At 68.2% G+C, this 22048-nt stretch carries 17 protein-coding genes and 1 pseudogene; 14 read left to right on the top strand and 4 right to left on the bottom strand.

Features of this window, described 5'->3' with window-relative positions; genetic code table 11:
* The first annotated feature begins 9 nt into the window (after window positions 1-9).
* The 13 genes from GO592_RS19360 (at window position 10) to GO592_RS19300 (ending at window position 16425) form a co-directional block, all read left to right on the top strand.
* The gene (locus tag GO592_RS19360; RefSeq protein WP_007295769.1) at window positions 10-1974 is read left to right on the top strand and encodes a mycofactocin system FadH/OYE family oxidoreductase 1; all 1965 of its coding nucleotides are present in this window, start codon (window positions 10-12) and stop codon (window positions 1972-1974) included.
* Between the two features lie 8 nt (window positions 1975-1982).
* Complete coding sequence (locus GO592_RS19355; RefSeq protein WP_007295770.1) at window positions 1983-2795, top strand: mycofactocin-coupled SDR family oxidoreductase; 813 nt, start codon at window positions 1983-1985, stop codon at window positions 2793-2795.
* Window positions 2792-4753, top strand: coding sequence for a mycofactocin system FadH/OYE family oxidoreductase 2 (locus GO592_RS19350; protein ID WP_007295771.1), 1962 nt, complete (start codon window positions 2792-2794; stop codon window positions 4751-4753). Before GO592_RS19355 ends, GO592_RS19350 begins: the two co-directional genes overlap by 4 nt.
* Window positions 4754-4793: 40 nt before the next feature.
* On the top strand, window positions 4794-5516 hold the full coding sequence (gene mftE, locus GO592_RS19345) for a mycofactocin biosynthesis peptidyl-dipeptidase MftE (protein WP_005571400.1): 723 nt from the start codon (window positions 4794-4796) through the stop codon (window positions 5514-5516).
* 106 nt (window positions 5517-5622) lie between these two features.
* Entirely contained in the window at window positions 5623-7023 is a 1401-nt protein-coding gene (mftF, locus tag GO592_RS19340; protein ID WP_037202999.1) for a mycofactocin biosynthesis glycosyltransferase MftF, read from the top strand.
* Window positions 7023-8495 carry a mycofactocin dehydrogenase MftG gene (gene mftG / locus GO592_RS19335; RefSeq protein ID WP_007295772.1) on the top strand — a complete coding sequence of 491 codons (1473 nt, stop codon included), beginning with the start codon at window positions 7023-7025 and terminating at the stop codon, window positions 8493-8495. The genes mftF and mftG overlap by 1 nt, the downstream gene beginning before the upstream one ends.
* A 66-nt stretch (window positions 8496-8561) precedes the next feature.
* Complete coding sequence (locus GO592_RS19330) at window positions 8562-9878, top strand: helix-turn-helix domain-containing protein (protein ID WP_007295773.1); 1317 nt, start codon at window positions 8562-8564, stop codon at window positions 9876-9878.
* 75 nt (window positions 9879-9953) lie between these two features.
* Entirely contained in the window at window positions 9954-11477 is a 1524-nt protein-coding gene (gene adh / locus GO592_RS19325; RefSeq protein ID WP_005253809.1) for an aldehyde dehydrogenase, read from the top strand.
* Complete coding sequence (locus GO592_RS19320; protein ID WP_007295774.1) at window positions 11477-12019, top strand: DUF779 domain-containing protein; 543 nt, start codon at window positions 11477-11479, stop codon at window positions 12017-12019. Before adh ends, GO592_RS19320 begins: the two co-directional genes overlap by 1 nt.
* A 154-nt stretch (window positions 12020-12173) precedes the next feature.
* Window positions 12174-13628, top strand: a complete 1455-nt coding sequence (gene eat, locus GO592_RS19315; protein WP_007295775.1) for an ethanolamine permease — start codon at window positions 12174-12176, stop codon at window positions 13626-13628.
* Window positions 13625-15037, top strand: coding sequence for an ethanolamine ammonia-lyase subunit EutB (locus tag GO592_RS19310; RefSeq protein ID WP_005253813.1), 1413 nt, complete (start codon window positions 13625-13627; stop codon window positions 15035-15037). Before eat ends, GO592_RS19310 begins: the two co-directional genes overlap by 4 nt.
* Window positions 15034-15801, top strand: coding sequence for an ethanolamine ammonia-lyase subunit EutC (eutC, locus tag GO592_RS19305; RefSeq protein WP_039950387.1), 768 nt, complete (start codon window positions 15034-15036; stop codon window positions 15799-15801). Before GO592_RS19310 ends, eutC begins: the two co-directional genes overlap by 4 nt.
* 78 nt (window positions 15802-15879) lie before the next feature.
* Entirely contained in the window at window positions 15880-16425 is a 546-nt protein-coding gene (locus GO592_RS19300) for a hypothetical protein (protein ID WP_005253815.1), read from the top strand.
* A 45-nt stretch (window positions 16426-16470) separates the two neighbouring features.
* Here GO592_RS19300 and GO592_RS19295 read toward each other — a convergent pair whose 3' ends face one another.
* The 4 genes from GO592_RS19295 to GO592_RS19280 are packed head-to-tail and all read right to left on the bottom strand — an operon-like array spanning window position 16471 to window position 20868.
* Window positions 16471-17433: an AurF N-oxygenase family protein gene (locus tag GO592_RS19295; RefSeq protein WP_202714943.1), complete on the bottom strand. Its 963-nt coding sequence runs from the start codon at window positions 17431-17433 to the stop codon at window positions 16471-16473.
* Between the two features lie 26 nt (window positions 17434-17459).
* Window positions 17460-18362, bottom strand: coding sequence for a prephenate dehydrogenase/arogenate dehydrogenase family protein (locus tag GO592_RS19290; protein ID WP_202714942.1), 903 nt, complete (start codon window positions 18360-18362; stop codon window positions 17460-17462).
* Complete coding sequence (pabB, locus tag GO592_RS19285) at window positions 18359-20431, bottom strand: aminodeoxychorismate synthase component I (protein WP_202714941.1); 2073 nt, start codon at window positions 20429-20431, stop codon at window positions 18359-18361. Before pabB ends, GO592_RS19290 begins: the two co-directional genes overlap by 4 nt.
* Window positions 20431-20868 carry a chorismate mutase family protein gene (locus GO592_RS19280; RefSeq protein WP_054245387.1) on the bottom strand — a complete coding sequence of 146 codons (438 nt, stop codon included), beginning with the start codon at window positions 20866-20868 and terminating at the stop codon, window positions 20431-20433. The genes pabB and GO592_RS19280 overlap by 1 nt, the downstream gene beginning before the upstream one ends.
* Window positions 20869-21098: 230 nt before the next feature.
* Between GO592_RS19280 and GO592_RS19275 the strand changes: the two are divergent.
* A pseudogene (locus GO592_RS19275) lies at window positions 21099-22034 on the top strand (esterase/lipase family protein).
* The last annotated feature ends 14 nt before the right edge of the window (window positions 22035-22048 follow it).

Below are 22048 nucleotides of genomic sequence, written 5' to 3'. Positions count from 1 at the left end.
ACGGCGTAGATGTCTGCGCAACTGACGGACCCGATCACCCTGGCCGGACGCCACGCCCCGGCCAGGGTGCTTCTGGGTCCGCACCCCACCAATCTCGGTGCGGGAAGAGCGCTTTCCCCGCGGCACGTCGCGTACTACGAGCGTCGGGCGCGTGGTGGTGCGGGGATCGTCGTCACCGAGGTGGCGTCGGTCCATGCGTCCGACTGGCCGTACGAGCGGGCGCCGCTGGCGTCCGACTGCGTCGGCGGCTGGCGGGACGTGGTCGCTGCGTGCCGCCCGCACGGCACGCTGGTGCTGGCCGGGCTGGGGCACACCGGACTGCAGGGGTCGAGTGCGTATTCGCAGGCGGTGCTGTGGGGACCGTCGGGCATTGCCGACGTGATCTCCCGTGAGATGCCGATGCAGATGGAGCGGGCGGAGATCGACGGTCTCGTCGAGGGCTTCCGTGCCGCGGCCGCGGCGGCCGTGTCCGCGGACGTGGACGGTGTCGAGCTCGACGCGGGACCGAGAGGGCTACTGCGGCAGTTCCATTCGAACCTCACCAATGTGCGCGATGACGCGTACGGCGCCGACCCGCTGCGCCTCACCCGGGAGGTCCTCGCCGCCGTCCGCGACGAGCTGGGCCCCGGCCGGGTCCTGTCCCTGCGCCTGAGCTGCGACGAGGCGACGTCCTGGGCGGGGATCACGCCGTCGATCGCCGCCGGACACGCACGAGAACTTGCCGAGGATCTCGACCTGCTCGTGGTGGTCCGGGGCGGACCGATGACGCCGAAGGCCTACCGCCCCGACTTCCATCGGCAACCCGCGTTCAACACCGAACTCTGCCGGGACATCCGCGCCGCTGTCGCGGGCATGGTCCCGGTCGTTCTGCAGGGCAGCGTCGTCGATCCGGCCGATGCCCGGCGGGCGCTCGACGAGGGTGTCGCCGACGTCGTCGAGATGACGCGCGCACAGATCGCCGACCCCGACCTCGTCGTCAAGATCCGTCGCGGTGCGGTGCCGCGGCCGTGCGTCCTGTGCAATCAGACGTGCCAGGTGCTCGACCCCCGCAATCCGGTCGTCACCTGTGTCGGTAATCCGACGGCCGGACACGAGACTGTCGAGCCTGCCGAGGACAGCACTGGTGGGGCCACGGGCGCGGTGCTGGTGGTCGGCGGCGGTCCGGCCGGTCTCGAAGCGGCGCGAGTGCTGGCCCTCAACGGTCACAGCGTGACCGTGGCGGACGCGTCGGCCCGGCTCGGCGGGATTGTCCGGGCCGCCGCGGGTGCGCCGCACCTCACGGCGTTGGTCGACTGGCTCGAGGACGAATGCCGCAGGCTCGGAGTCGAATTCCGTCTCGGTACCGCTGTCTCGGACGCCGAACTCGACGCCGCGGAAGGTGAGGGCACGAGGGTGATCCTCGCAACCGGCAGCAGGCCTCGCCCGTTGCCGTTCCCGGTCGAGGGGAGCGTCCGATGTATCGGTGCCGCGGACCTGCTGGACGCCGACGCGTCGACGGAAGGGCCGCACGTCGTCTTCGACCCGGTCGGCGGACCGGTCGGAGTGGCAGTCGCCGAATGGCTCGCGGCGCGGGGCCGGGACGTGAGCATCGTGACCCAGGATTCCGTTGCCGGCTCGCGACTCGGCATGACCGGGGACCTGGCCGACGCCAACACCCGTCTGCAACGAGCCGGGGTGACGCGCCACCTCGACAGCCGCATCGCGTCGATCGGCGACGAAGGTGTGCGCCTACGAAACCGGTACACCGCCGAAGAGTCGGTGGTGCCGTGCGCCGTGCTCATCGACTGCTCGCATCGCCTTCCCGAGGACACACTCGGCTCGTCGCGTCCGGATGCGGTGCGGGTCGGCGACTGCGTGGCACCCCGCACACTGCTCGAGGCGGTCCGTGAGGGTCGCGCCGAGGCGCTGACCTGGACCGCACACGGACAGAACGAGTTCGACCACCATCCGTTCACCCTCGTCAACGAGAGATAGGACATTTCATGGGACAGTTCGACGACAAGGTCGCGTTCATCACCGGAGCTGCCCGTGGGCAGGGGCGGACGCACGCGGTGCGGTTGGCGCGGGAAGGTGCGGCGATCATCGCCGTGGACATCTGCGGGCCGGTGTCGGAGTACAACAGCTACGAGCCTGCGACGCCGGACGACCTGGCCGAGACGGTGCGGCTCGTGGAATCCGAGGGCGGCAAGATTCTCGCCGAGCAGGCGGACGTGCGGGACAGTGCGCAACTGAAGGCTGTCGTCGACCGGGGAGTCGAACAGTTCGGCCGGCTGGACATCGTGATCGCGAACGCCGGGATCTGCAATTGGAGCCGCTTCTGGGAGATGCCCGACGAGCAGTGGGAGACGCTGATCGACGTGAACCTCACCGGCGCGTGGAAGACGCTGAAGGCTGCGGTCCCGGCGCTCATCGAGGGAGGTCGCGGGGGTTCGATCATCGTGATCAGCTCCGTCGCGGGTATCAAGCCGCTTCCGGGGCAGGCGAATTACGCCGCCTCCAAGTTCGGGCTCGTCGGACTCACCCAGACCGCGGCGAAGGAACTGGGCGAATACGGCATCCGGGTCAACTCCATTCATCCGTACGGGGTGAAGACTCCGATGGGCACCGATCCGGGCAGCCTCGTGATACTCGAGAAGCACCCGCACTATCTGTCGAGCTTCGGCACCATCCTCACCGACCACCCGCTGGCCGACACCGACGACATCACCGACGCGGTGCTGTGGCTTGCCGGCGACGGTTCGCGGAGGGTCACGGGCAGTCAGGTCGCCGTCGACATGGGCAACACCAAGGTGTGAGCACCTCCGCGTACCGCCACCTGTTCACCCGATTGCGCCTGGGGCCGCTGACCCTGCGCAATCGGGTGGTCTTCTCCGCGCACCTCACGGGGTACGCCGTCGACGGCCTGCCCACCGCGCAGCACGCCGCCTACTATGCGGCGCGCGCGAAGGGCGGTGCGGGCCTGATCATCTCCGAGGAGCATGCCACCCATCCGGGGGACTGGCCGTACGAGAAGGTGATCGCCGGCTACCGGCCGGAGGTCGTCCCGGGGTACCGGCGGATCACCGACGCGGTCCACGAGCACGGTGTCCCGATCCTGGCTCAGGTCAACCACAACGGCGGCCAGGGATCGAGCATGTACTCGCGGCGGCCGCTGTGGGCGCCGAGCGCCGTCCCCGACCCACTGTTCCGTGAAGTTCCCAAGGCAGTCGATCGGCGGGAGATCCGGACCCTCGTCGACGGGTACGCGCGCGTGGCCGAGCACTGTCTCCGAGGCGGATTCGACGGGATCGAACTGCAGTGCTCCCACTCGTCGCTGGTGCGCAGTTTCCTGGCCCCCGCCACGAACCAGCGCACGGACCGGTACGGAGGGTCGCTGGAGAACCGTGCCCGGTTCCTCCTCGAGGTCGTCGAGGCCGTGCGTGCCGCGATCGGTCCGGACCGCGCACTCGGGGTGAGGCTCGCGGGGGAGGATCTGTTCGACGGTGGAGTCCGCCTCGACGAGGCGGTGGAGGTGGCCGCTCTGGTGGAGGCGGACGGCCGGGTCGACTACATCAACACGTCCATCGGCATGGCCACCGAGACGCTCCACATGATCGAGGCGTCCATGGCCGTCCCTCGCGGGTACGCGCTGTTCGTCCCGAACGCCATCCGGCGGCGGGTCGGTCTTCCTGTGGTCGGTGTCGGCCGGTTCTCGGATCCGCACCAGGCCGACCAGGCTCTGCACGAGGGACACTGCGACCTGATCGGGGTGGTGCGCGGCCAGATCGCGGACCCGGACTTCGCGGTGAAGGCCTTGGCCGGCGAAGAGGGAAACATCCGAACGTGCCTGGCGTGCAATCAGGAATGCATCGGACGCATGGGGCTGGGCCGGTGGCTCGGATGCGTTGTCAACCCGCGCGCGGGCAGGGAAGCGGTCCCGCTGCCCGAACCGACCGTTCGCGGCAGGCGGGTCTTCGTGGTCGGCGGTGGACCGGCCGGGTTGAAGGCCGCGGCGACCGCGGCGCAGCGGGGTCACGACGTGACGCTGTTCGAACGCGCGACTGTTCTCGGCGGCCAGGTCCGGACGGCCGCCGTCGTCCCGGGTCGCCGCGAGTTCCTCGACCTCGTCGTCGATCTGGAATCGGAATGCGTTCGGCGCGGTGTGGACGTGCGGACGGGCACCGACGCGACCGCCGAGACCCTGGTGCGGGGACGTCCCGACGTGGTGGTGCTCGCGACCGGGGCACGTCCGCGCCGTCCGCACTGGGCGGGTGCGTCGGGGCGGGTGGTGGACGTGCGGGACGTGCTGGAGGGTCGCGCGTGTCCGTCCGGGACGGTGCTGGTGGTCGACGAACTGGGATTTCATCAGGGCACGTCCGTCGCGGAGTTCGTCGCCGACGACGGGTGTGCCGTCACGATCTGCACTCCGGGGATGATCGTCGGCCAGGACCTGGGCATCACGCTGGACCTCGAGGGATGGAACCGGCGGGCGCACGGCAAGGGCATCACGCAGGTGACGGACGTGGTGCCGACCGGGTGCGACGTCGTCGACGGCGGGCGGCTCGAGGTCACGCTCCTGCACCACCCGACCGGTGAGCCGCGGCAACTCACCGTCGACTGGGTGGTCTCCTCGGCGCATCAGCAGCCGGAGGACGGGCTCTGGAAAGAGCTGGCCGACAGCGGTATCGAGGTTCATCGCATCGGCGACGCCCTGGCTCCGCGCCGCGCGCATTCCGCCGTCATCGAGGGGGAGCGGGTGGCGCTCGCGCTCTAGTGCGAGCAGCAGCCGGTTCCGCGTCGCCTAGCATCGGGGGATGCCCCATTCCGGACACCTCGACGACGCGGTGTGGCCCGAACTCGCATCCCGTGTGTCGACGGTCGTCGTCCCGGTCGGCTCGCTCGAGCAGCACGGACCGCATCTGCCGCTCGACACCGACACCGCCATCGCCGACGCCGTGTCCCGCGCGCTGCCGCACGTGCTGGTGGCACCCCCGATCGCCTACGGCGCCAGTGGCGAGCACGAGGGATTTCCCGGGACCGTGTCGCTCGGGGCTGAGGCGCTGGAGGCCGTGTTGGTCGAGTACGGCAGGTCCGCGTGCCGGTGGGCCGACCGTGTGCTGTTCGTCAACGGGCACGGCGGAAACGGGCCCGCATTGGTCAAGGCTGTCGCCTTGCTTCGGTACGAGGCTCGCGATGTGGCCTGGGTGCCGTGTGCGGTTCCCGGGGCGGACGCCCATGCCGGGCGTACGGAAACGTCCTTGTTGCTACACCTTTCACCTGGTCGGGTGAGGTTGTCCAGGGCTGAAGTCGGTAATACGGAACCTGTTGCGAGGTTGATGCCAAGACTGCGCGAAGGCGGTATGGTCGCCGTGTCGGCCAACGGCGTGCTCGGTGACCCGACGGGCGCAACGGCCGCGGAGGGGGCGCAGATCTTCGGCGTACTCGTCCACACAGTCACCAAGGCACTGGCCCGGTGGGAACCGGGCCCCGATGGAAGGCTCCGGTGGGAACCGGGCGCCGATGGGAGGCTCCGATGACCCGCACGGGCGTCCTCGAGTTGCCGAGGGCGGATTTCCGGCATGCCCACGCGACTAATTTCCGGCATGCCCTGCCAGCGCTCTCCGATCCGCATACGATCGACTGATGCGCCAAGCTCGACTTCCCGATGGATTCGGGATCCGAATCGACCCCAAGGTACGCGCATATTCCGGAGGTCGAGTGTTGATCGGCGGTTCGCCGACTCGGATGCTGAAGCTGGCGCCCACCGCGGCGGCCATGATCGGAGACGGCTACCTCGAGGTCGTCGATCCGCAGTCCGCGGTCGTCGCACGCCGCCTCCTCGATTCGGGGGTCGCCAACCCGCGCCCCATGAGTACTCCGTCCCCCCGGGATGTCACCGTTGTCATTCCGGTGAAGAACAACGCGTCCGGGCTGCATCGGGTGCTGGCCTCGCTCCGCGGACTCGAGGTTGTCGTCGTCGACGACGGCTCCGACGTCCCGATCGTCGCCCCCGCGCTGCAGAACGGGTGTGGTGGCCACGTCACCGTCCTGCGCCACGAGACGGCCAAGGGGCCGGCCGCTGCCCGGAACACCGGTCTGCGTTACGCCGCAACTCCGTTCGTGGCGTTCCTCGACTCCGACGTCCTGCCGCGCACCGGCTGGATCGAGGTCATGCTCGGCCACTTCAGCGATCCCGCCGTCGCACTCGTCGCCCCGAGGATCGTGGCGCTCGAACCCGAGGCGAGCACACTCGCGCGGTACGAGCACGCCCGCTCCTCCCTCGACCTCGGACGCAAGGAGTCCGCGGTCCAGTCCGGCGGCCCGGTGTCATACGTCCCGAGCGCTGCGATGATCGCCCGTCGCGAGGTGCTCGACGAGTTCGGCGGCTTCGACGAGTCCATGCACGTGGCGGAGGATGTCGACCTGTGCTGGCGACTCCAGGAGTCCGGCTGGCGACTGCGATACGAGCCCGTGGCCCACGTTGCGCACGATCACCGTGTGACGTTCGGAAAGTGGTTCGACCGCAAGCTGTTCTACGGCACCGGTGCGGCGCCGCTGGCGGCGAGGCACTCGGGCATGGTTCCCCCGCTGTCGATGTCGCCGTGGACGTTCTTCGCGTGCCTCGCCGCCGCCACGTGCACCCGGCTGGGCCTGCTCGGCGCCGTCGCCACACTCGCGATGATGGTGCTGCGCCTGCGCCGCATGTTCACGGGCCTCGACCAGCCGACCCGCATCGCCGCGATCCTCGCGGCGCAGGGCTTCGCCGGCGGTGCCTGGCAGCTGGCGTCCGCAATGTGTCGTCACTACTGGCCCATCACCCTGCTGGCGGTGCTGCTCTCGAAACGGATTCGCCGCATCGCGCTCGCGATCGCCGTCGCCGAGGGCGTCGCCGACTGGGTGACTCACCGGGAGCCCGGAGGGCTCGGACCCGTGCGGCACACGGTGTTCAAGCGGATCGACGACGTCGCGTACGGGGCCGGGCTCTGGAAGGGCGCCATCACCGCCCGCGACCTCGACGCATTGAAGCCCCGGTTGAAGTCGTAGTGGCCGATCCGATTCGCGCCGCCGACGTCGTAGTCGTCGGCGGCGGTTCGAGCGGATGTGTGGTGGCCGCTCGGCTCAGCGGGCATCCCGGACGATCGGTCCTGCTCCTCGAGTCCGGACCCGGCTACCGGTCGGTGGCCGACTGTCCCGTGCTCGACTACCGGACACTGCCGGTCGGTCCGGGCAGCGCGTTCGCGGAGACGTACGGCGTGGAGTTGGCACCGAGCGTTCCCTCGGCCATGGTGCGTGGGCACGTCCTCGGCGGTTCGGGCGCCGTCAACGGCGCCTACTTCGTCCGTGGGACGGAAGCGGATTTCCGGCACTGGCCCGCGTCGTGGTCGTACGAGAACGTGCTGCCCGTCTTCCGGGCGCTCGAGCGTGACGCCGACTTCGACGATTCCCGGCACGGCACGACCGGGCCGATGCCCGTTCGCAGGCAGCCCGCCGAACGGCTGAGCGAGATCAGTGCGGCATTCCGCGCCGCGGCCCTCGGCGCGGGACATCCCGAGGAACCGGACAAGAACGGTGCAGGCGTCGGCGGGATCGGTCCGGTGCCCCTGAATGTCGACGGCGGCCGCCGTGTCAGCACGGCGGTGGCGTACCTGCTGCCGGCGTGGGAGCGGCCCAATCTGACGGTCGAAGCGAATTCCGACGTCATCCGAATCCTGTTCTCCGGTAACGAGACCATCGGAGTGGAGGTGGAGTCGGACGGCGTGCGGCGCACGGTCCGCACCGGTCGGGTCGTGCTGGCGGCAGGTCCCGTCGAAACCCCGGTGCTGCTGATGCTTTCGGGAATTGGTCCGGAAGAACACCTGAAAGACAACGACATTCCCGTCATACTCGACGCGCCCGGGGTCGGCAGCGACTTCAGCGACCACCCCGAAGTGGCTCTGCCGTACCGTATCCGGGACACGCTCCGTCGCAGCGACACCAGTCCGGTCGTCGAAACGGTGCTGAATGTCGGCGACCTCGAGATCCGTCCGTACACGGCGCCGTTCGACGTGCTCGTCCCCGGATCCGGGCAGCCCGACCCGGTCCTCGGGATCGGGCTCATGGTGACGGACAGCCGGGGCGACATCCGGCTCACGTCGCGGCACCGCCGGGACCGTCCCCGAATCGAATACCGCTACGCGCAATCGGCCGCCGACCGCCGGGCGCTGCGCGAGGGGCAGGCCATCGCACTGGAACTGCTGCGTTCGCCGGAGCTCGGTCCGTTCGTCGTGCCGCTGTCGGAGGAGGTGTCCGCCCGCTCGGTGCTCGCGCATCTGGGGACGTCGCTGCACCTGTGCGGCAGTTGCCGGATGGGCGGACGCGACGACGAGGGGGCGGTGGTGGACGAGTGGTGCAACGTCCGCGGAATGGAAGGGCTGACCATCGCCGACACCTCGGTGTTCCCGGTGGTCCCGAGCCGTGGGCCGCACGCCACGGCGGTGATGGTCGCCGAGCGCGTCAGTACCTTCCTGGGGGAGTGACCGAGGGGGCGACACGGGCCCGTGTGATGCGGGTTACAGTAGGCAGAGACGCCGTGGAGGAGTTCGATGCAAAGTCAACCGCCCACAGGGGGCAATCCGTGGGTCGCCGTGCGCCCGGGAGACGACGTCGCGATGCTGGCACGCAGGGTGTCGTCGGCGCATCAGTTGTTCGTCGAGCGTCACGCACCCTCCGGTCGTGCCCCGGACGATGAGGGAAATTCCGTCCGTTCCGTCATCCTCGACTCGTGGATGCGCAGCACCAGCAAGGGAGTGAACCCGGACGGGTCGGCCCGCGCGGTCGATCTGGCGGCCGCGGATCTCGCCACGTACCGGGCGTCGCACCCGATGTCGATCATCCGCCCGGTGGTCCGCAAGCTTCTCGTCGAGGACGCCGCCGACACGGGGCTGCTCGTGGCCATCACGGACGAGAAGGGCCAGCTGCTGTGGGTCGAGGGCGATTCGTCCGCCAAGGACCGCGCACTGGAGATGAACTTCGTCGAGGGCGCCGACTGGAGTGAGGACACCGTCGGCACCAACGCCCCGGGTACCGCGCTGGCGCTCGACCATTGTGTGCAGATCTTCGGTGCCGAGCATTTCAGCCGCTCGGTGCACGACTGGAGTTGTTCGGCGGCGCCCGTCCACGACCCCGCGACCGGGCTGATCGTCGGGGCGATCGACATCACCGGTGGTCCGCGGGTGGCGGTGCCCGAGGTGCTCTCGCTGATCAGGGCGACCGTCGCGGCCGCCGAGGCGGAGTTGCGACTGCACCAGCTGCGTTCACCGCACCCGCTCGTCGAGACGGTACTGCGGTTGGAGGTGCTGGGATCGGGACGGCCGACTCTGGTTCGTGGGCCCGAACGCATCCCGCTGTCGCAGCGGCACGCGGAGATTCTCCTGCTCCTGGCGGAGCACCCCGAAGGCCTGAGTTCCGACCGCCTCGCGGTGCTGCTCGACGAGAACGAACTCGACGCCGTCACGATCCGTGCCGAGATGTCGCGCCTGCGTAAGGTTTTCGGTCCCGCAAACCTCGGTTCGCGGCCCTATCGGCTGCTCGCCGAATTGACGTCGGACGTCCGGCAGGTCCGCGGAGCCCTGGATCGCGGCGAGCTCGCCGCCGCCCTCGACGTCTACTCGGGACCGGTCCTTCCCGGGTCGGAGGCGCCCGGGGTCGAGGATCTTCGCGACGAGTTGCGGGCACGCGTCCAGGCGGCGCTGCTGCGCGAGGGTGATCAACGGTTGCTCGCCAAATGGACCACGTCCGTCCACGGCCGCGAGGACGTCGCCGCATGGGAGGCGTATCTGGCAGGCCTCGACCCGCGTTCGCCCCTGTATTCCCAGGTCAAGTCCAGGATCGATCTGTTCGATCAGCAGTACGCAACGTAGTTGCAACGGTACGGTCCCTAGTGTTGTGAGTCACACCCAGTTCCACCCGAGTTTCACGACACCAGGGAGTTATCGATGACCGTGTATGCCCGCCCGGGTTCGCCGGACGCCGTCATGTCCTTCCAATCGCGTTACGACAACTGGATCGGCGGCCAGTGGGTTGCGCCCGTCAAGGGCCAGTACTTCGAGAATCCGACACCCGTCACCGGGCAGCCGTTCTGTGAGGTCGCGCGTTCGACGTCCGAGGACATCGAACTTGCGCTCGACGCCGCACACGCTGCGGCTCCGGCCTGGGGTAAGACGTCGGTGGCCGAGCGCGCCATCATCCTGAACAAGATCGCGGACCGCATCGAGGAGAACCTCGAGTCCATCGCGCTCGCCGAGTCCTGGGACAACGGCAAGCCGATCCGCGAGACCCTGAACGCCGACATTCCGTTGGCCATCGACCACTTCCGCTACTTCGCCGGCGCGATCCGGGCGCAGGAAGGTGCACTGTCGGAGATCGACTCCGACACCGTCGCCTACCACTTCCACGAGCCGCTCGGCGTCGTCGGCCAGATCATCCCCTGGAACTTCCCGATTCTCATGGCCGTGTGGAAGCTCGCTCCCGCACTCGCCGCGGGCAACGCGGTCGTTCTCAAGCCGGCCGAGCAGACCCCGGCGTCGATCCTGCACCTGATCTCCGTCATCGGCGACCTGCTGCCCGCCGGTGTGCTGAACATCGTCAACGGCTTCGGTGTGGAGGCGGGCAAGCCGCTCGCCTCCAGCCCGCGGATCCGGAAGATCGCGTTCACCGGTGAGACCACCACGGGGCGGCTCATCATGCAGTACGCGTCGCAGAACCTGATCCCGGTCACCCTCGAACTCGGTGGCAAGAGCCCCAACATCTTCTTCTCCGACGTTCTGTCCTCCAACGACGACTACCAGGACAAGGCGCTCGAGGGCTTCACCATGTTCGCCCTCAACCAGGGCGAGGTGTGCACCTGCCCGTCGCGTTCGCTGATCCAGGAGGACATCTTCGACGAGTTCCTCGCGATGGCGGCCATCCGCACCAAGGCCGTCCGCCAGGGCGACCCGCTCGACACCGACACGATGATCGGCGCGCAGGCCTCGAACGATCAGCTCGAGAAGATCCTGTCGTACATCGAGATCGGCAAGGGCGAAGGCGCCAAGGTCGTCACCGGCGGTGAGCGCGCCGAACTCGGCGGCGATCTGTCCGGCGGCTACTACGTGCAGCCGACGATCTTCACCGGTCAGAACAAGATGCGGATCTTCCAGGAGGAGATCTTCGGTCCCGTCGTCTCCGTCACGTCGTTCAAGGACTACGACCAGGCGATCGAGATCGCCAATGACACGCTGTACGGCCTCGGCGCCGGCGTGTGGTCGCGGGACGGTGGCGTCGCCTACCGGGCCGGACGTGACATCCAGGCCGGCCGCGTGTGGACCAACACGTACCACCAGTACCCCGCGCACGCCGCGTTCGGTGGCTACAAGCAGTCCGGCATCGGCCGCGAGAACCACCTGATGATGCTCGAGCACTACCAGCAGACGAAGAACCTGCTGGTCAGCTACGCCCAGAAGGCTCAGGGCTTCTTCTGATGGACGCAGCCCGGGCGCCTCAGCGCCTGAAGGCAACCGCCGGGGCGGTGGAGCTTCTCCGCCGCCTCGGCGGTACCCACGGGGCGCTGATGATGCATCAGTCCGGCGGGTGCTGCGACGGCTCCGCGCCGATGTGTTACCCCGACGGTGAATTCATCGTCGGCGACCGCGACGTGCTGCTCGGCGTCCTCGACCTGCGTCTCGGTGTCGGGGAGACCCCGTCCACCCGGGCCGAGGGTGCCGATGCCGTGCCCGTGTGGATCTCCGGCTCGCAGTTCAAGGCGTGGAAGCACACTCAGCTGGTGCTCGACGTGGTGCCCGGTCGCGGATCAGGATTCAGCCTGGAAAGTCCCGAAGGCATGCGCTTTCTCAGTCGTGCACGTGCCTTCACCCCGGAGGAGAACGCCAGCCTCGCCGCGGAGGAGGTCATCGTGGGCCAGCGGTGGGAGCAGGGCTGGCGGCCCGCGCCGTCCCCCGAACCGCAAGTGGTGGCCGAAGCCGTCGACGCATGTCCCGTGCCCGCCCGCCGCCCGGTCCCATAGCACCCGAAGCGCGCTACGACCCAGGTTTTTACGTCGCGGTCACGTTCTGCTGACACGACGTGTACACAACTCGTTCACCATTGGCCTCGGCCGTTCGATTCCGCTCCCCGAGCGGTGCGGGCGAGGCACCATTCGGATCGACGTAGGGGACGGAATGTCACTCGTAGAACCATCCAAGAATTCCGGAACCGGTCAACATCACGATGCTGCCGATTTCCACTCGGAAGACAGCAGCTATCTGGAAAAACGCACGCTCCGTAAGGGTTCGGCGGGCTGGGTGCTGCTCGCCGGCCTCGGCGTCAGCTACGTGATCTCCGGCGACTACGCCGGATGGAACAACGGACTGGCCGAGGGCGGATTCGGCGGCCTGCTGATCGCCGGTGTCGTCATCGCGGGCATGTACCTGGCCATGGTGCTGGGCATGGCCGAGATGTCGTCCGCGTTGCCCGCCGCAGGCGGTGGTTACACGTTCGCGCGGCGCGCCCTCGGGCCGTGGGGCGGATTCGCCACCGGCACGGCCATTCTCATCGAATACGCGATCGCTCCCGCCGCCATCGCGACCTTCATCGGCAGCTACGTCGAGTCACTGAACCTGTTCGGTATCACCGACGGGTGGTGGGTGTACCTGGCGGTCTACGCCATCTTCATCGGAATCCATCTGACCGGCGCCGGCGAGGCACTCAAGGCCATGTTCGTCATCACGGCGATCGCACTGGTCGGTCTCGTGATCTTCGCGGTCTCCGCGATCGGTCTGTTCGACGCGGGCAACCTCACCGACATCGCCGCGACCGATGCGGTGGGCGCATCGAGTTTCCTGCCCTTCGGCGCATTCGGAATCTGGGCCGCCGTCCCGTTCGCCATCTGGTTCTTCCTCGCCGTCGAAGGCGTGCCGCTGGCCGCGGAGGAAGCCCGCGAGCCGGAGAAGAACGTGCCGCGCGGAATCATCATCAGCATGCTCATCCTCATCGTCACGGGAGCGAGTGTCCTGTTCCTCGCCACCGGAGCGCTGGGTGCCGAGAGCCTGTCGACGTCCGGCAATCCGCTCGTCGAGGCACTCGGTGACGGAACCGCGGCGAAGGTCGTCAACTACATCGGACTGGCCGGCCTCGTCGCCAGTTTCTTCTCGATCATGTACGCCTACTCGCGGCAGACGTTCGCGCTGTCCCGCGCCGGCTACCTCCCGACGAGTCTGTCGATCACCAACTCGCGGAAGGCGCCCATGCTCGCCCTCATCGTGCCGGGGGTCATCGGGTTCGTGCTGTCGCTCACCGGTGAAGGCGCGATGCTGCTGAACATGGCGGTGTTCGGCGCGGCCGTCAGCTACGTGCTGATGATGGTCAGCCACATCGTCCTCCGCAGGCGTGAGCCGGAGATGAAGCGGCCGTACCGCACCCCGGGCGGCATCGTCACCACATCCTTCGCGCTCGTCATCGCGGCCGCCGCGGTGATCGCCACCTTCCTCGTCGATCCGGTCGCCGCACTCTGGACGCTGATCGCGTTCGCGGCCTTCATGGCGTACTTCGGCCTGTACAGCCGCCATCACCTCGTTGCCAATTCGCCCGACGAGGAGTTTGCTGTTCTTGCGAAGGCAGAGGAAGAACTCGAATGACCACCTACAGTCACGGAGTCGCGGGAACCGGGTACACGTTCGACGGTCTCGTCGACCTCATGGCCAAGGCGACACCGCTGCGCAGCGGAGACGAACTGGCCGGGTGCGCGGCGTCCTCCGACGCCGAACGCGCCGCCGCGCAGTGGGCGCTGGCCGACGTCCCGCTCGGCACGTTTCTGAACGAACTCGTCGTTCCCTACGAGGACGACGAGGTCACGAGGCTCATCATCGACTCGCACGACCGGGTCGCGTTCGGCGAGATCTCCCATCTCACCGTCGGCGGACTGCGCGACTGGCTGCTGGACGTCGCGGCGCGGGACGGTGCGGCCGAGACGTTCCGCCGCGTCGCCCCGGGGCTCACCCCGGAGATGGTCGCGGCCGTCAGCAAGATCATGCGCAACCAGGACCTCATCGCGGTCGCGCGGGCCGTCACCGTCACCGCGGGGTTCCGGACGACGCTCGGCGTACCGGGACACCTGGGAACCCGGCTGCAGCCCAACCATCCCACCGACGACCCGCGCGGAATCGCGGCCGCCACGCTCGACGGTCTGCTGCTCGGCTGCGGTGACGCCGTCATCGGAATCAACCCGGCCACCGATTCGCCGCACGCCACCGCGGAACTGCTCCACCTGCTCGACGACATCCGTCAGCGCTTCGACATTCCGGCGCAGTCGTGCGTGCTGTCGCACGTGACCACCACGATGGGCCTGATCGAGGAAGGCGTCCCCGTCGACCTCGTGTTCCAGTCCATCGCCGGAACTCAGGGCGCCAATTCCAGTTTCGGCGTGAACATCTCGCTGCTCCGTGAGGCCAACGCGGCCGGCCGGTCCCTGAAACGCGGCACCGTCGGCGACAACGTCATGTATCTCGAAACGGGTCAGGGTTCGGCGCTCAGTGCGGGCGCCCACCTCGGAACGGGTGGCAGGCCCGTCGACCAGCAGACCCTCGAGACCAGGGCGTACGCGGTGGCCCGTGATCTCGAACCGCTGCTGATCAACACGGTGGTCGGGTTCATCGGTCCGGAGTACCTGTACGACGGCAAGCAGATCATCCGGGCCGGGCTCGAGGATCACTTCTGCGGAAAGCTCCTGGGCCTGCCGATGGGTGTCGACGTCTGCTACACCAATCACGCCGAGGCCGACCAGGACGACATGGACACGCTGCTCACCCTGCTCGGGGTGGCAGGCGCGGCCTTCGTCATCGCGGTACCCGGCGCGGACGACGTCATGCTCGGGTACCAGAGTCTGTCGTTCCACGACGCGCTGTACGCACGTCAGGTGCTCGGACTCAGACCGGCACCGGAATTCGAGGACTGGATGCGCCGTCTCGGCATGGTCGACGACGCGGGACGGGTCCTGCCGGTCGACGCCGCGGCGTCGCCGCTGCGGGCGCTGACGGTGGCACGATGAGCGATCCTGTGGTGCACGACTTCTGGGAGGAACTGCGGGCCACGACGCAGGCGCGTATCGGACTCGGCCGCACCGGTGACGCCCTGCCCACGCAGCGCGTCCTCGAGTTCCGGTCGGCGCACGCCGCCGCACGGGACGCCGTCCACCAGCCGCTCGACGCGGAGGCGCTGGCCGAGCAGGTCGAGGCCGTGGGCCTGGGCAGGCCCGTGGTCGTCACGAGTCAGGCGTCGGACCGCAGCGAGTACCTGCGGCGGCCCGACCTGGGCCGCACACCGGCAGACCTGTCCGCGGTACCCGCGGGAACGGCCGAGGTGGGATTCGTCCTCGCCGACGGGTTGTCGCCCCGGGCGCTCACCGATCACGGGGTGTCCCTGCTGTCCGCACTGGTCGACGAGTTCGGCGGGACGTACTCGCTGGCGCCGCCGGTGATCGCGACCCAGGCCCGGGTGGCGCTCGGAGACCACATCGCGCAGGCACTGGGCGTGCAGACCCTCGTCCTGCTGATCGGGGAGCGGCCCGGACTGTCGGTGGCCGACAGTGTCGGCGTCTACCTCACGCACCTCCCACGTCCCGGACGCACCGACGCGGACCGGAACTGCGTGTCCAACATCCACCCACCCGAGGGGCTCGGCTACGAACTCGCAGCCCGCGTCGTGGCGGGTCTCGTGTCCGGCGCCAGGAAACTGGGCCGGTCCGGAGTGGAGTTGAAGGACACCTCCCGCGCGGATGCGCTCGCAGCCCCCTCGGAGATCCTCGAACTGTAGTCGTGTTATCTAAAGGGCGGCAGGTCCGACCGGACCTGCGGAGAACCGCCCTGGACGGGGTGTGACGAGGAGAGATCTATGGCCTTCGCTGGCAATGTGGACGAGTTGGCCCTGCTGCAGGCGGTCCGGTTGAAAGAGCAGGTCAGCGCGGCCGTTCTGGCCGAGCATCTCGGTGTGAGCGCCGCGTCCGCGCAGGCCGCCTACGACGCGCTGCTGACCCAGGGCAAGGCGCAGGAAGTGTCGGACGGCCGGATCGGGCTCACCGAGGCCGGACACTCGGAGCTCGAGGATCAGCTCGACGCCGAGCGGGTGTCCATCGACGAGGACTCCATCGCGGAGGTGTACGAGAGCTTCGTGCCGTTCCACGAGGAGTTCGTCGGACTGATCGATTCGGCCGACGCCGATCAGCTGGCCGACTTGGACCGCCGGGCGTCGGTCGTGTTCGACGACCTGTCGGCGTTCGTACCCCGGTTGTCCCGCTACCAGGACCTGTTCGCCGACGCTCTCGCGAAAGTCGCGGCGGGGGAGTCGAAGTGGATCTCGGAACCCGTGATCGACTCGTACGCCACCGTGTGGACCGAACTCCGCAAGGAGCTGCTCGGCGCGTCCGGCACCGCCGAGTGACGTGACACGCATCGCGCCATCGCTACAAATCCTTGGAGTTGCGTGTCAGTGCTCCCACTCGAAGGACATCTCGCCGGCGACGCCGAGGTGCTTGCACAGCTTGTGGATTCCACCGAAATCCTGGACCAGTGCGGATCGGCGGGTGTCGTGCTCGGCGTCGTCGATCATCGCCTGACCGCCGCCCAGGTCCATGAGTCCGACGATGGTGTGCCACGTCGAGTAGTCGTTGCTGCTGAAAGCGGTCATCGCGTCGACGAGCCCGTCCAGGAAGTGGCGGCGGTCGTCGGGGCTCAGCGTGTCGTAGACGACGCCGGCGATGTCGTCGGCGATCGAGGCGTGGCAGTACTCGTCGCGATTGTGCAGCCTCACCGTCGCCCGGTTGACCGGCTGGATGACGTCGTTCTCGGAGATCAGGTCGAGGTAGGAGCTGATCGAGATCTCCGCCACCGTCATGAAGGCGAACGTCGTGATCGCCCGTTTCCTCGGGTCGGCGGCCTCGGCCGTCGCCGCGCGTTGTCGGCGCAACGTCAGGACGTCGGGAAGGGCGTTGTTCGGCATCGCCCAACCGCGTTGCCTGCGCGTGACCGCGCTCGCGTTCAGGTGCATGAGGGTGTGGTACTGCTCGTCGACCATCGCCTGGTGGACGGCCACGGCGAACGTGTCTCCGAGCCCGGTGTCCAGGGCGTCGTGCGCGACGAGGTCGAACCCGGGATTGACCACGTACTGCTCGATGTCCATGACGTTCTTGTTGAATGCGATCCAGGCCCACGCCCGGAGCTGGTTCCGTTGCTCCTCGCTCATGCCGAGGAACCGATCGTGATCGGCGAAGGGCAGCAACTCGTTCGGGTAGTCCTGCTTGTCGAGGTCGAACAGCGCGTCGAGGTCCGGTTCCGGCTTCTTCACGGTCGCCCGCTGACCCCAGTTCCGGGCGAGCCGGGACACCACGGCACTCTCCACCGGATCCGCCGGGTCGTACTCCGGGAGCGAGGGCGTCTTCTGGGGCGTCATGACGAATCTCCGTTCCTGTCCCACGACTACGGCTGTCTGTGAACGAGATCGGTGAAGAGATCGGCGCACACCCGGGCGAGGGGTTCGCTCCGGTCGCCGAGCGCCGATGTCGAGCGGGACATGAGCGAAGCGAAATCGTCCTCCGAGCCCCGCTCGACGGTTTCGGTGAGAGTGGTCAGCGCCGCGGCGAGCGCGCGGCGGGCCTCGCCCGCGAAGGGATTGCCCGCCTGGATGTCCCGGTAGACCTCCGGGACGCCTCCGCCGACCCGCGCGAGGAGCGCGAGCGACACGAGATGGGGAGGGGTCGCCACCGCGGTGAGTTCGGCGCCGTCGACACCGAGGTCCGCCAGCGCGAGGCCGAACGCGAGGACGCCGGCGTGTGTCAGCGCCTGGGTCGCTGCGGTGAGCCGGTCGTGGTGTTCGGCGTCCAGGCGGACCACCGACGACCCCCAGCCGGACAGCACCGACAGGAACCACTCGACCTCACCACTGTCCCGGTAGGTCACCGCCGCGACGGGGCGGCCCTCCGGTCCGAGGGAAGGCGCGAACATCGGGTTGATGCCCACCGCACCGGTGCGCAGCGCACTGTCGCGCAGGGCGGCGTCGAATCGGGACTTCACCGACAGCGTGTCGACCAGCAGGGCGTGTTCGGCCAACTCCGCGACGACGAACGGAATCGCCTCCAGCGCGATGCTTTCGGGGATCGCCAGGATCACCGCATCGGCCGCGTTCACCACCGTCCGCAGCTCGGGCGACGGGTCGGTGACGTCGCCCTTCACCTGATCCGGGTCGGATCGATCGGTGAATCGGATGTCGATGGTGCGCACCGTGTTTCCGTCGGCACGCAGCCGAGCAGCCAGCATCCGGCCGACATCGCCGGAACCGCCGATCAGCGCGACGGTCCGGATGGATGCGGCCGGGACGTTCACGGCCCGATCTCGTTCGGCCGGTCTGCCGTCACGGTCAGTGCCCGCAACATGGTGGCGGCCTTGACCATCGCCTCGTCGAACTCCTCCTCCGGGTCGGAGAGGGCGGTGATCGCCCCACCGATACCGAACGTCACCTCGGTGTTTGTGGCGACGATCGTGCGGATGACGATCGACAGGTCGGCCGTCCCCGTCAGTGAGAAGTAGCCGATCGACCCGGAATACACACCGCGCGGCCCGGACTCGAGCCGGTCGATGATCTCCATGGTCCGGATCTTCGGGGCGCCCGTCATCGATCCGCCCGGGAAGGCGGCGCGAACACACTCGACGACGGAGGCGTCCGCGCTGAGGGTCCCGCGCACGGTCGACACGAGTTGATGCACGGCCGCGTACGTCTCGACGTCGAAGAGCTTGGGAACGTGCACCGATCCGGGAACGCACACCCGAGCCAGATCGTTGCGCGTCAGATCGACGATCATCAGGTTCTCGGCGCGGTCCTTCTCGCTGTCGAGCAGGTCCTGCCGCAGCGCCGCGTCCTTGGCGGGGGTCGCGCCGCGCGGCCGCGTCCCCTTGATGGGTTTGGACTCCACCACCCGGTCCGCGCCGATCCTGAGGAACCGTTCGGGGGAGGCGCTGAGAACCGACAGTCCGGCGAACTGGAGGTACGCGCTGTACGGGGTGGGGCTGATGGAGCGCAGCAACTCGAACGTGTGCAGGGGATCGATCGACTGGTCCACCGTCGCCATGTTGGTCAGGCACACCTCGTAGGACTCGCCGGTCCGGATCTCGCCGAGCGAGGTCGCGATGTGTTCGAGGTACTTGTCGTGCTCGTGGCGCAGGGCGAGTTCGGCGGACTCCGGCTTCCGGATCGGCGACACCGCGGTCGGCGGGTTGTCCGGCTCGGCCAGCCGATGCAGCGCCACCTCCATCTCGTCGAGCCAGCGGCGCAACTCCGGATCGTCCTGGTGATCGCTCAGGCACAGCGCGTAGGTGCGCTCGCCGGAATGGTCGATGACGACAGCGCGGTCCGCGAACACCAGCGCGGCGTCCGGGGTGGGCGACTTGTGGGCCGCCGTGCCGCCGGTCTCGGCCTTCAGTTCGTAGCCGAGGTACCCCACGTAGCCGAGGCCGAACGGCACACCCGGGAGACCGGGCACCGACCGGGCCTGCAGTTGCCGCTCGAGGTAGTCGAAGAACGGTGCGTGCACCTGTTCGACCGGCAACCCCTCGCGGGTGATCCGGACGATCGATTCGCTGACGTCGTACGTGATGTACTCGGCGCGCGGGCCGGAACAATTGCCCATGATGGTGAATCGCGACGTCGGTTCCGAGGCCGACGTCCCGTCCAGCCAGAACGCGTTGGGTCCGGACGCGAAGAGATCCTCGAACGTGGTGCGGGGATCGACTTCGTGATCGACGCGCACCTGCTGCACCACGTACGGCGCGTGGGGAATCGGGATTCTCAGCATGGACCCGTGCGTGGGTGTCCCGGAATGCGTCTGCGTGAGATCGCGGAAGTTCGCGAGCAGTTCGTGACCGAACGCGGTGCTGATCGATTCGGGGTGGAACTGGACGCCCCACAGCGGACGAGTCCGGTGGCGGACACCCATCAGCAGGCCGTCGGCGGTCCAGGCGGTGGCCTCGAGGTCGTCGGGGAGATCCTCGACGATCAGCGAGTGGTAGCGGACGGTCGGGAACGGTGACGGAATGCCGGCGAAGAGCTCGGAACCGTCGTGTTCGACGAGGGACACGCGGCCGTGCATCGGTTCGGGTGCGAGAACCACTCTGCCCCCGAACAGCTGGCACAGCCCCTGATGGCCGAGGCACACGCCGAGGACGGGGAGTGCGGTCTCCGTGATGACGCGCGCACTGATGCCGAAGTCCCGTTGCCGCTCCGGGCGTCCGGGGCCGGGGGAGATGACGATGTTGTCGAAGTCGGACCAGGGGATCGAATCCCACTCCACATCGTTGTGCACGACCGTGGGGGGTTCACCGTTCACCTCGGCCAGCAGGGTGAACAGGTTGTAAGTGAAGGAATCGTAGTTGTCGACCAGGAGCGTTCGGGTACTCATCACGACTCGACATTCGCAGAGGGCACGGAACTGTGACGAACGTGGTGGTTGTCACGGTGGTCGTGGTGTCCGTTGTGGTAGGGGCCCTCGTCGGCGGGCTCCGCGTTGATCACGAGGTCCTCGAGCCTGCAGGTCTCGGCGATGAGAAGGTCGTAGAGCGAGTCGAAGAACTCCGGGGACAGTGAGTGGCTGTCCGCGTACTGTCGCGCCCGTTCGTGGACGATGTGGATCCGGCCGGGCTGCATCATGGCGATGTGCTCGCGTCGCTTCAGTTCGCCGATGCGCAGGCACACCTCCAAGCGCTGCCGCACCGCGTCGAGAAGGGTCGCGTCGACTGCGTCGAGTTCCGCGCGCAGACCGTCGAGTGCCTGCTGCGCCGAGGCGTCAGAATGCTCTCCGGAATCGTCGCCGTTCCGCTGTTCTACGGAGAAATACATAATCGCCCCACTCACTCGATTGGCAGTAGCCTTCTCATCCCGACTATCGTGTGTCGTTGGTGGTTCGTTTCGGTGAGCCTTCCGGATGGCCGGGAGGGCTGTCTGTGATCAGCCGAAGACGAATCGTGTGGGTTATCACCCCCAGAGTCTCGATCTCAGGTTGAGACTTTGATGGACAGTTGGGTAACGTAACCTGAAGTCTATTTCCGTCAACTCAGGATACGAGGAATATGCGTATATCGTCGGCCGGTAGGGCCCTGTTGTTCGCGCTGGCAGGCATCGTGATGCTCTGCGGCGGGGCACCGGCGGCAGCGGATCCCGTGGAAGCGGAACCCGCATCCGCGGCCGACCCGTCGGTACTGCCGGGTGCGAATGACTGGAGCTGTAAGCCGTCCGCGGCGCATCCGCGTCCCGTCGTGCTGGTGCACGGCACCTGGACCGGCATGGTGGGAACGTAGAAGGACCTCGCCCCGGCGCTCACGGCGGAGGGGTACTGCGTCTTCGCCCTCAACTACGGACAGGCCGCCGGTCTGACCGAGGGTAACCTGATGCGCATGTTCGGCGGCGCGGACATCGCCGAGTCCGCGCGGCAGCTCGCCGGTTTCGTCGACCAGGTCCGTACCACCACCGGCGCTTCGCAGGTCGACATGATCGGGCATTCGCTCGGCGGCACAGTGTCCCGCCAGTACCTGCGGTTCGACGGCGGCGCCGACCGCACGAACCCCGCGCTGAACAAGGTGCATTCCCTCGTCACGCTCGGCGCCACCAACCACGGCACCAGCTTCGGGGACGTCCAGGCGCTCGGTGCGATCGCGCAGGCACTGGGTGTACCGGTCACGACGCTCGCCGGTGTCGCGGTCGGACCGTCCTACATACAGCAGATGGTGGGTTCGCCCTTCCTTCAGGTCCTCAACGCGGGTGGCGACACCGACCCGGGCATCGAGTACACGGCGGTCGCCAGTCGCAGCGACACCGTGTCGACCCCCCCGGAGAACACGTTCCTGACGGCCGGTCCGGGGGCCGTCGTGCACAACATCTGGCTCCAGGACGGCTGCGAGGCGAACACGGCCGAACACGGCCAGCTGACCACCGATGCGCGGGCCGTGTACATCATCCAGCGGGCGCTGGACCCCACCTACGGGGATCGCAACCCCGCACCGTGCTGACCGGGCGCCGGGCA

The organism is Rhodococcus sp. 21391, assembly GCF_016772255.1.
GTDB lineage: Bacteria > Actinomycetota > Actinomycetes > Mycobacteriales > Mycobacteriaceae > Rhodococcus_F > Rhodococcus_F opacus.
The sequence above is the reverse complement of the archived record's forward strand: the minus strand, read 5'-3'. Positions and strand labels throughout refer to the sequence as shown.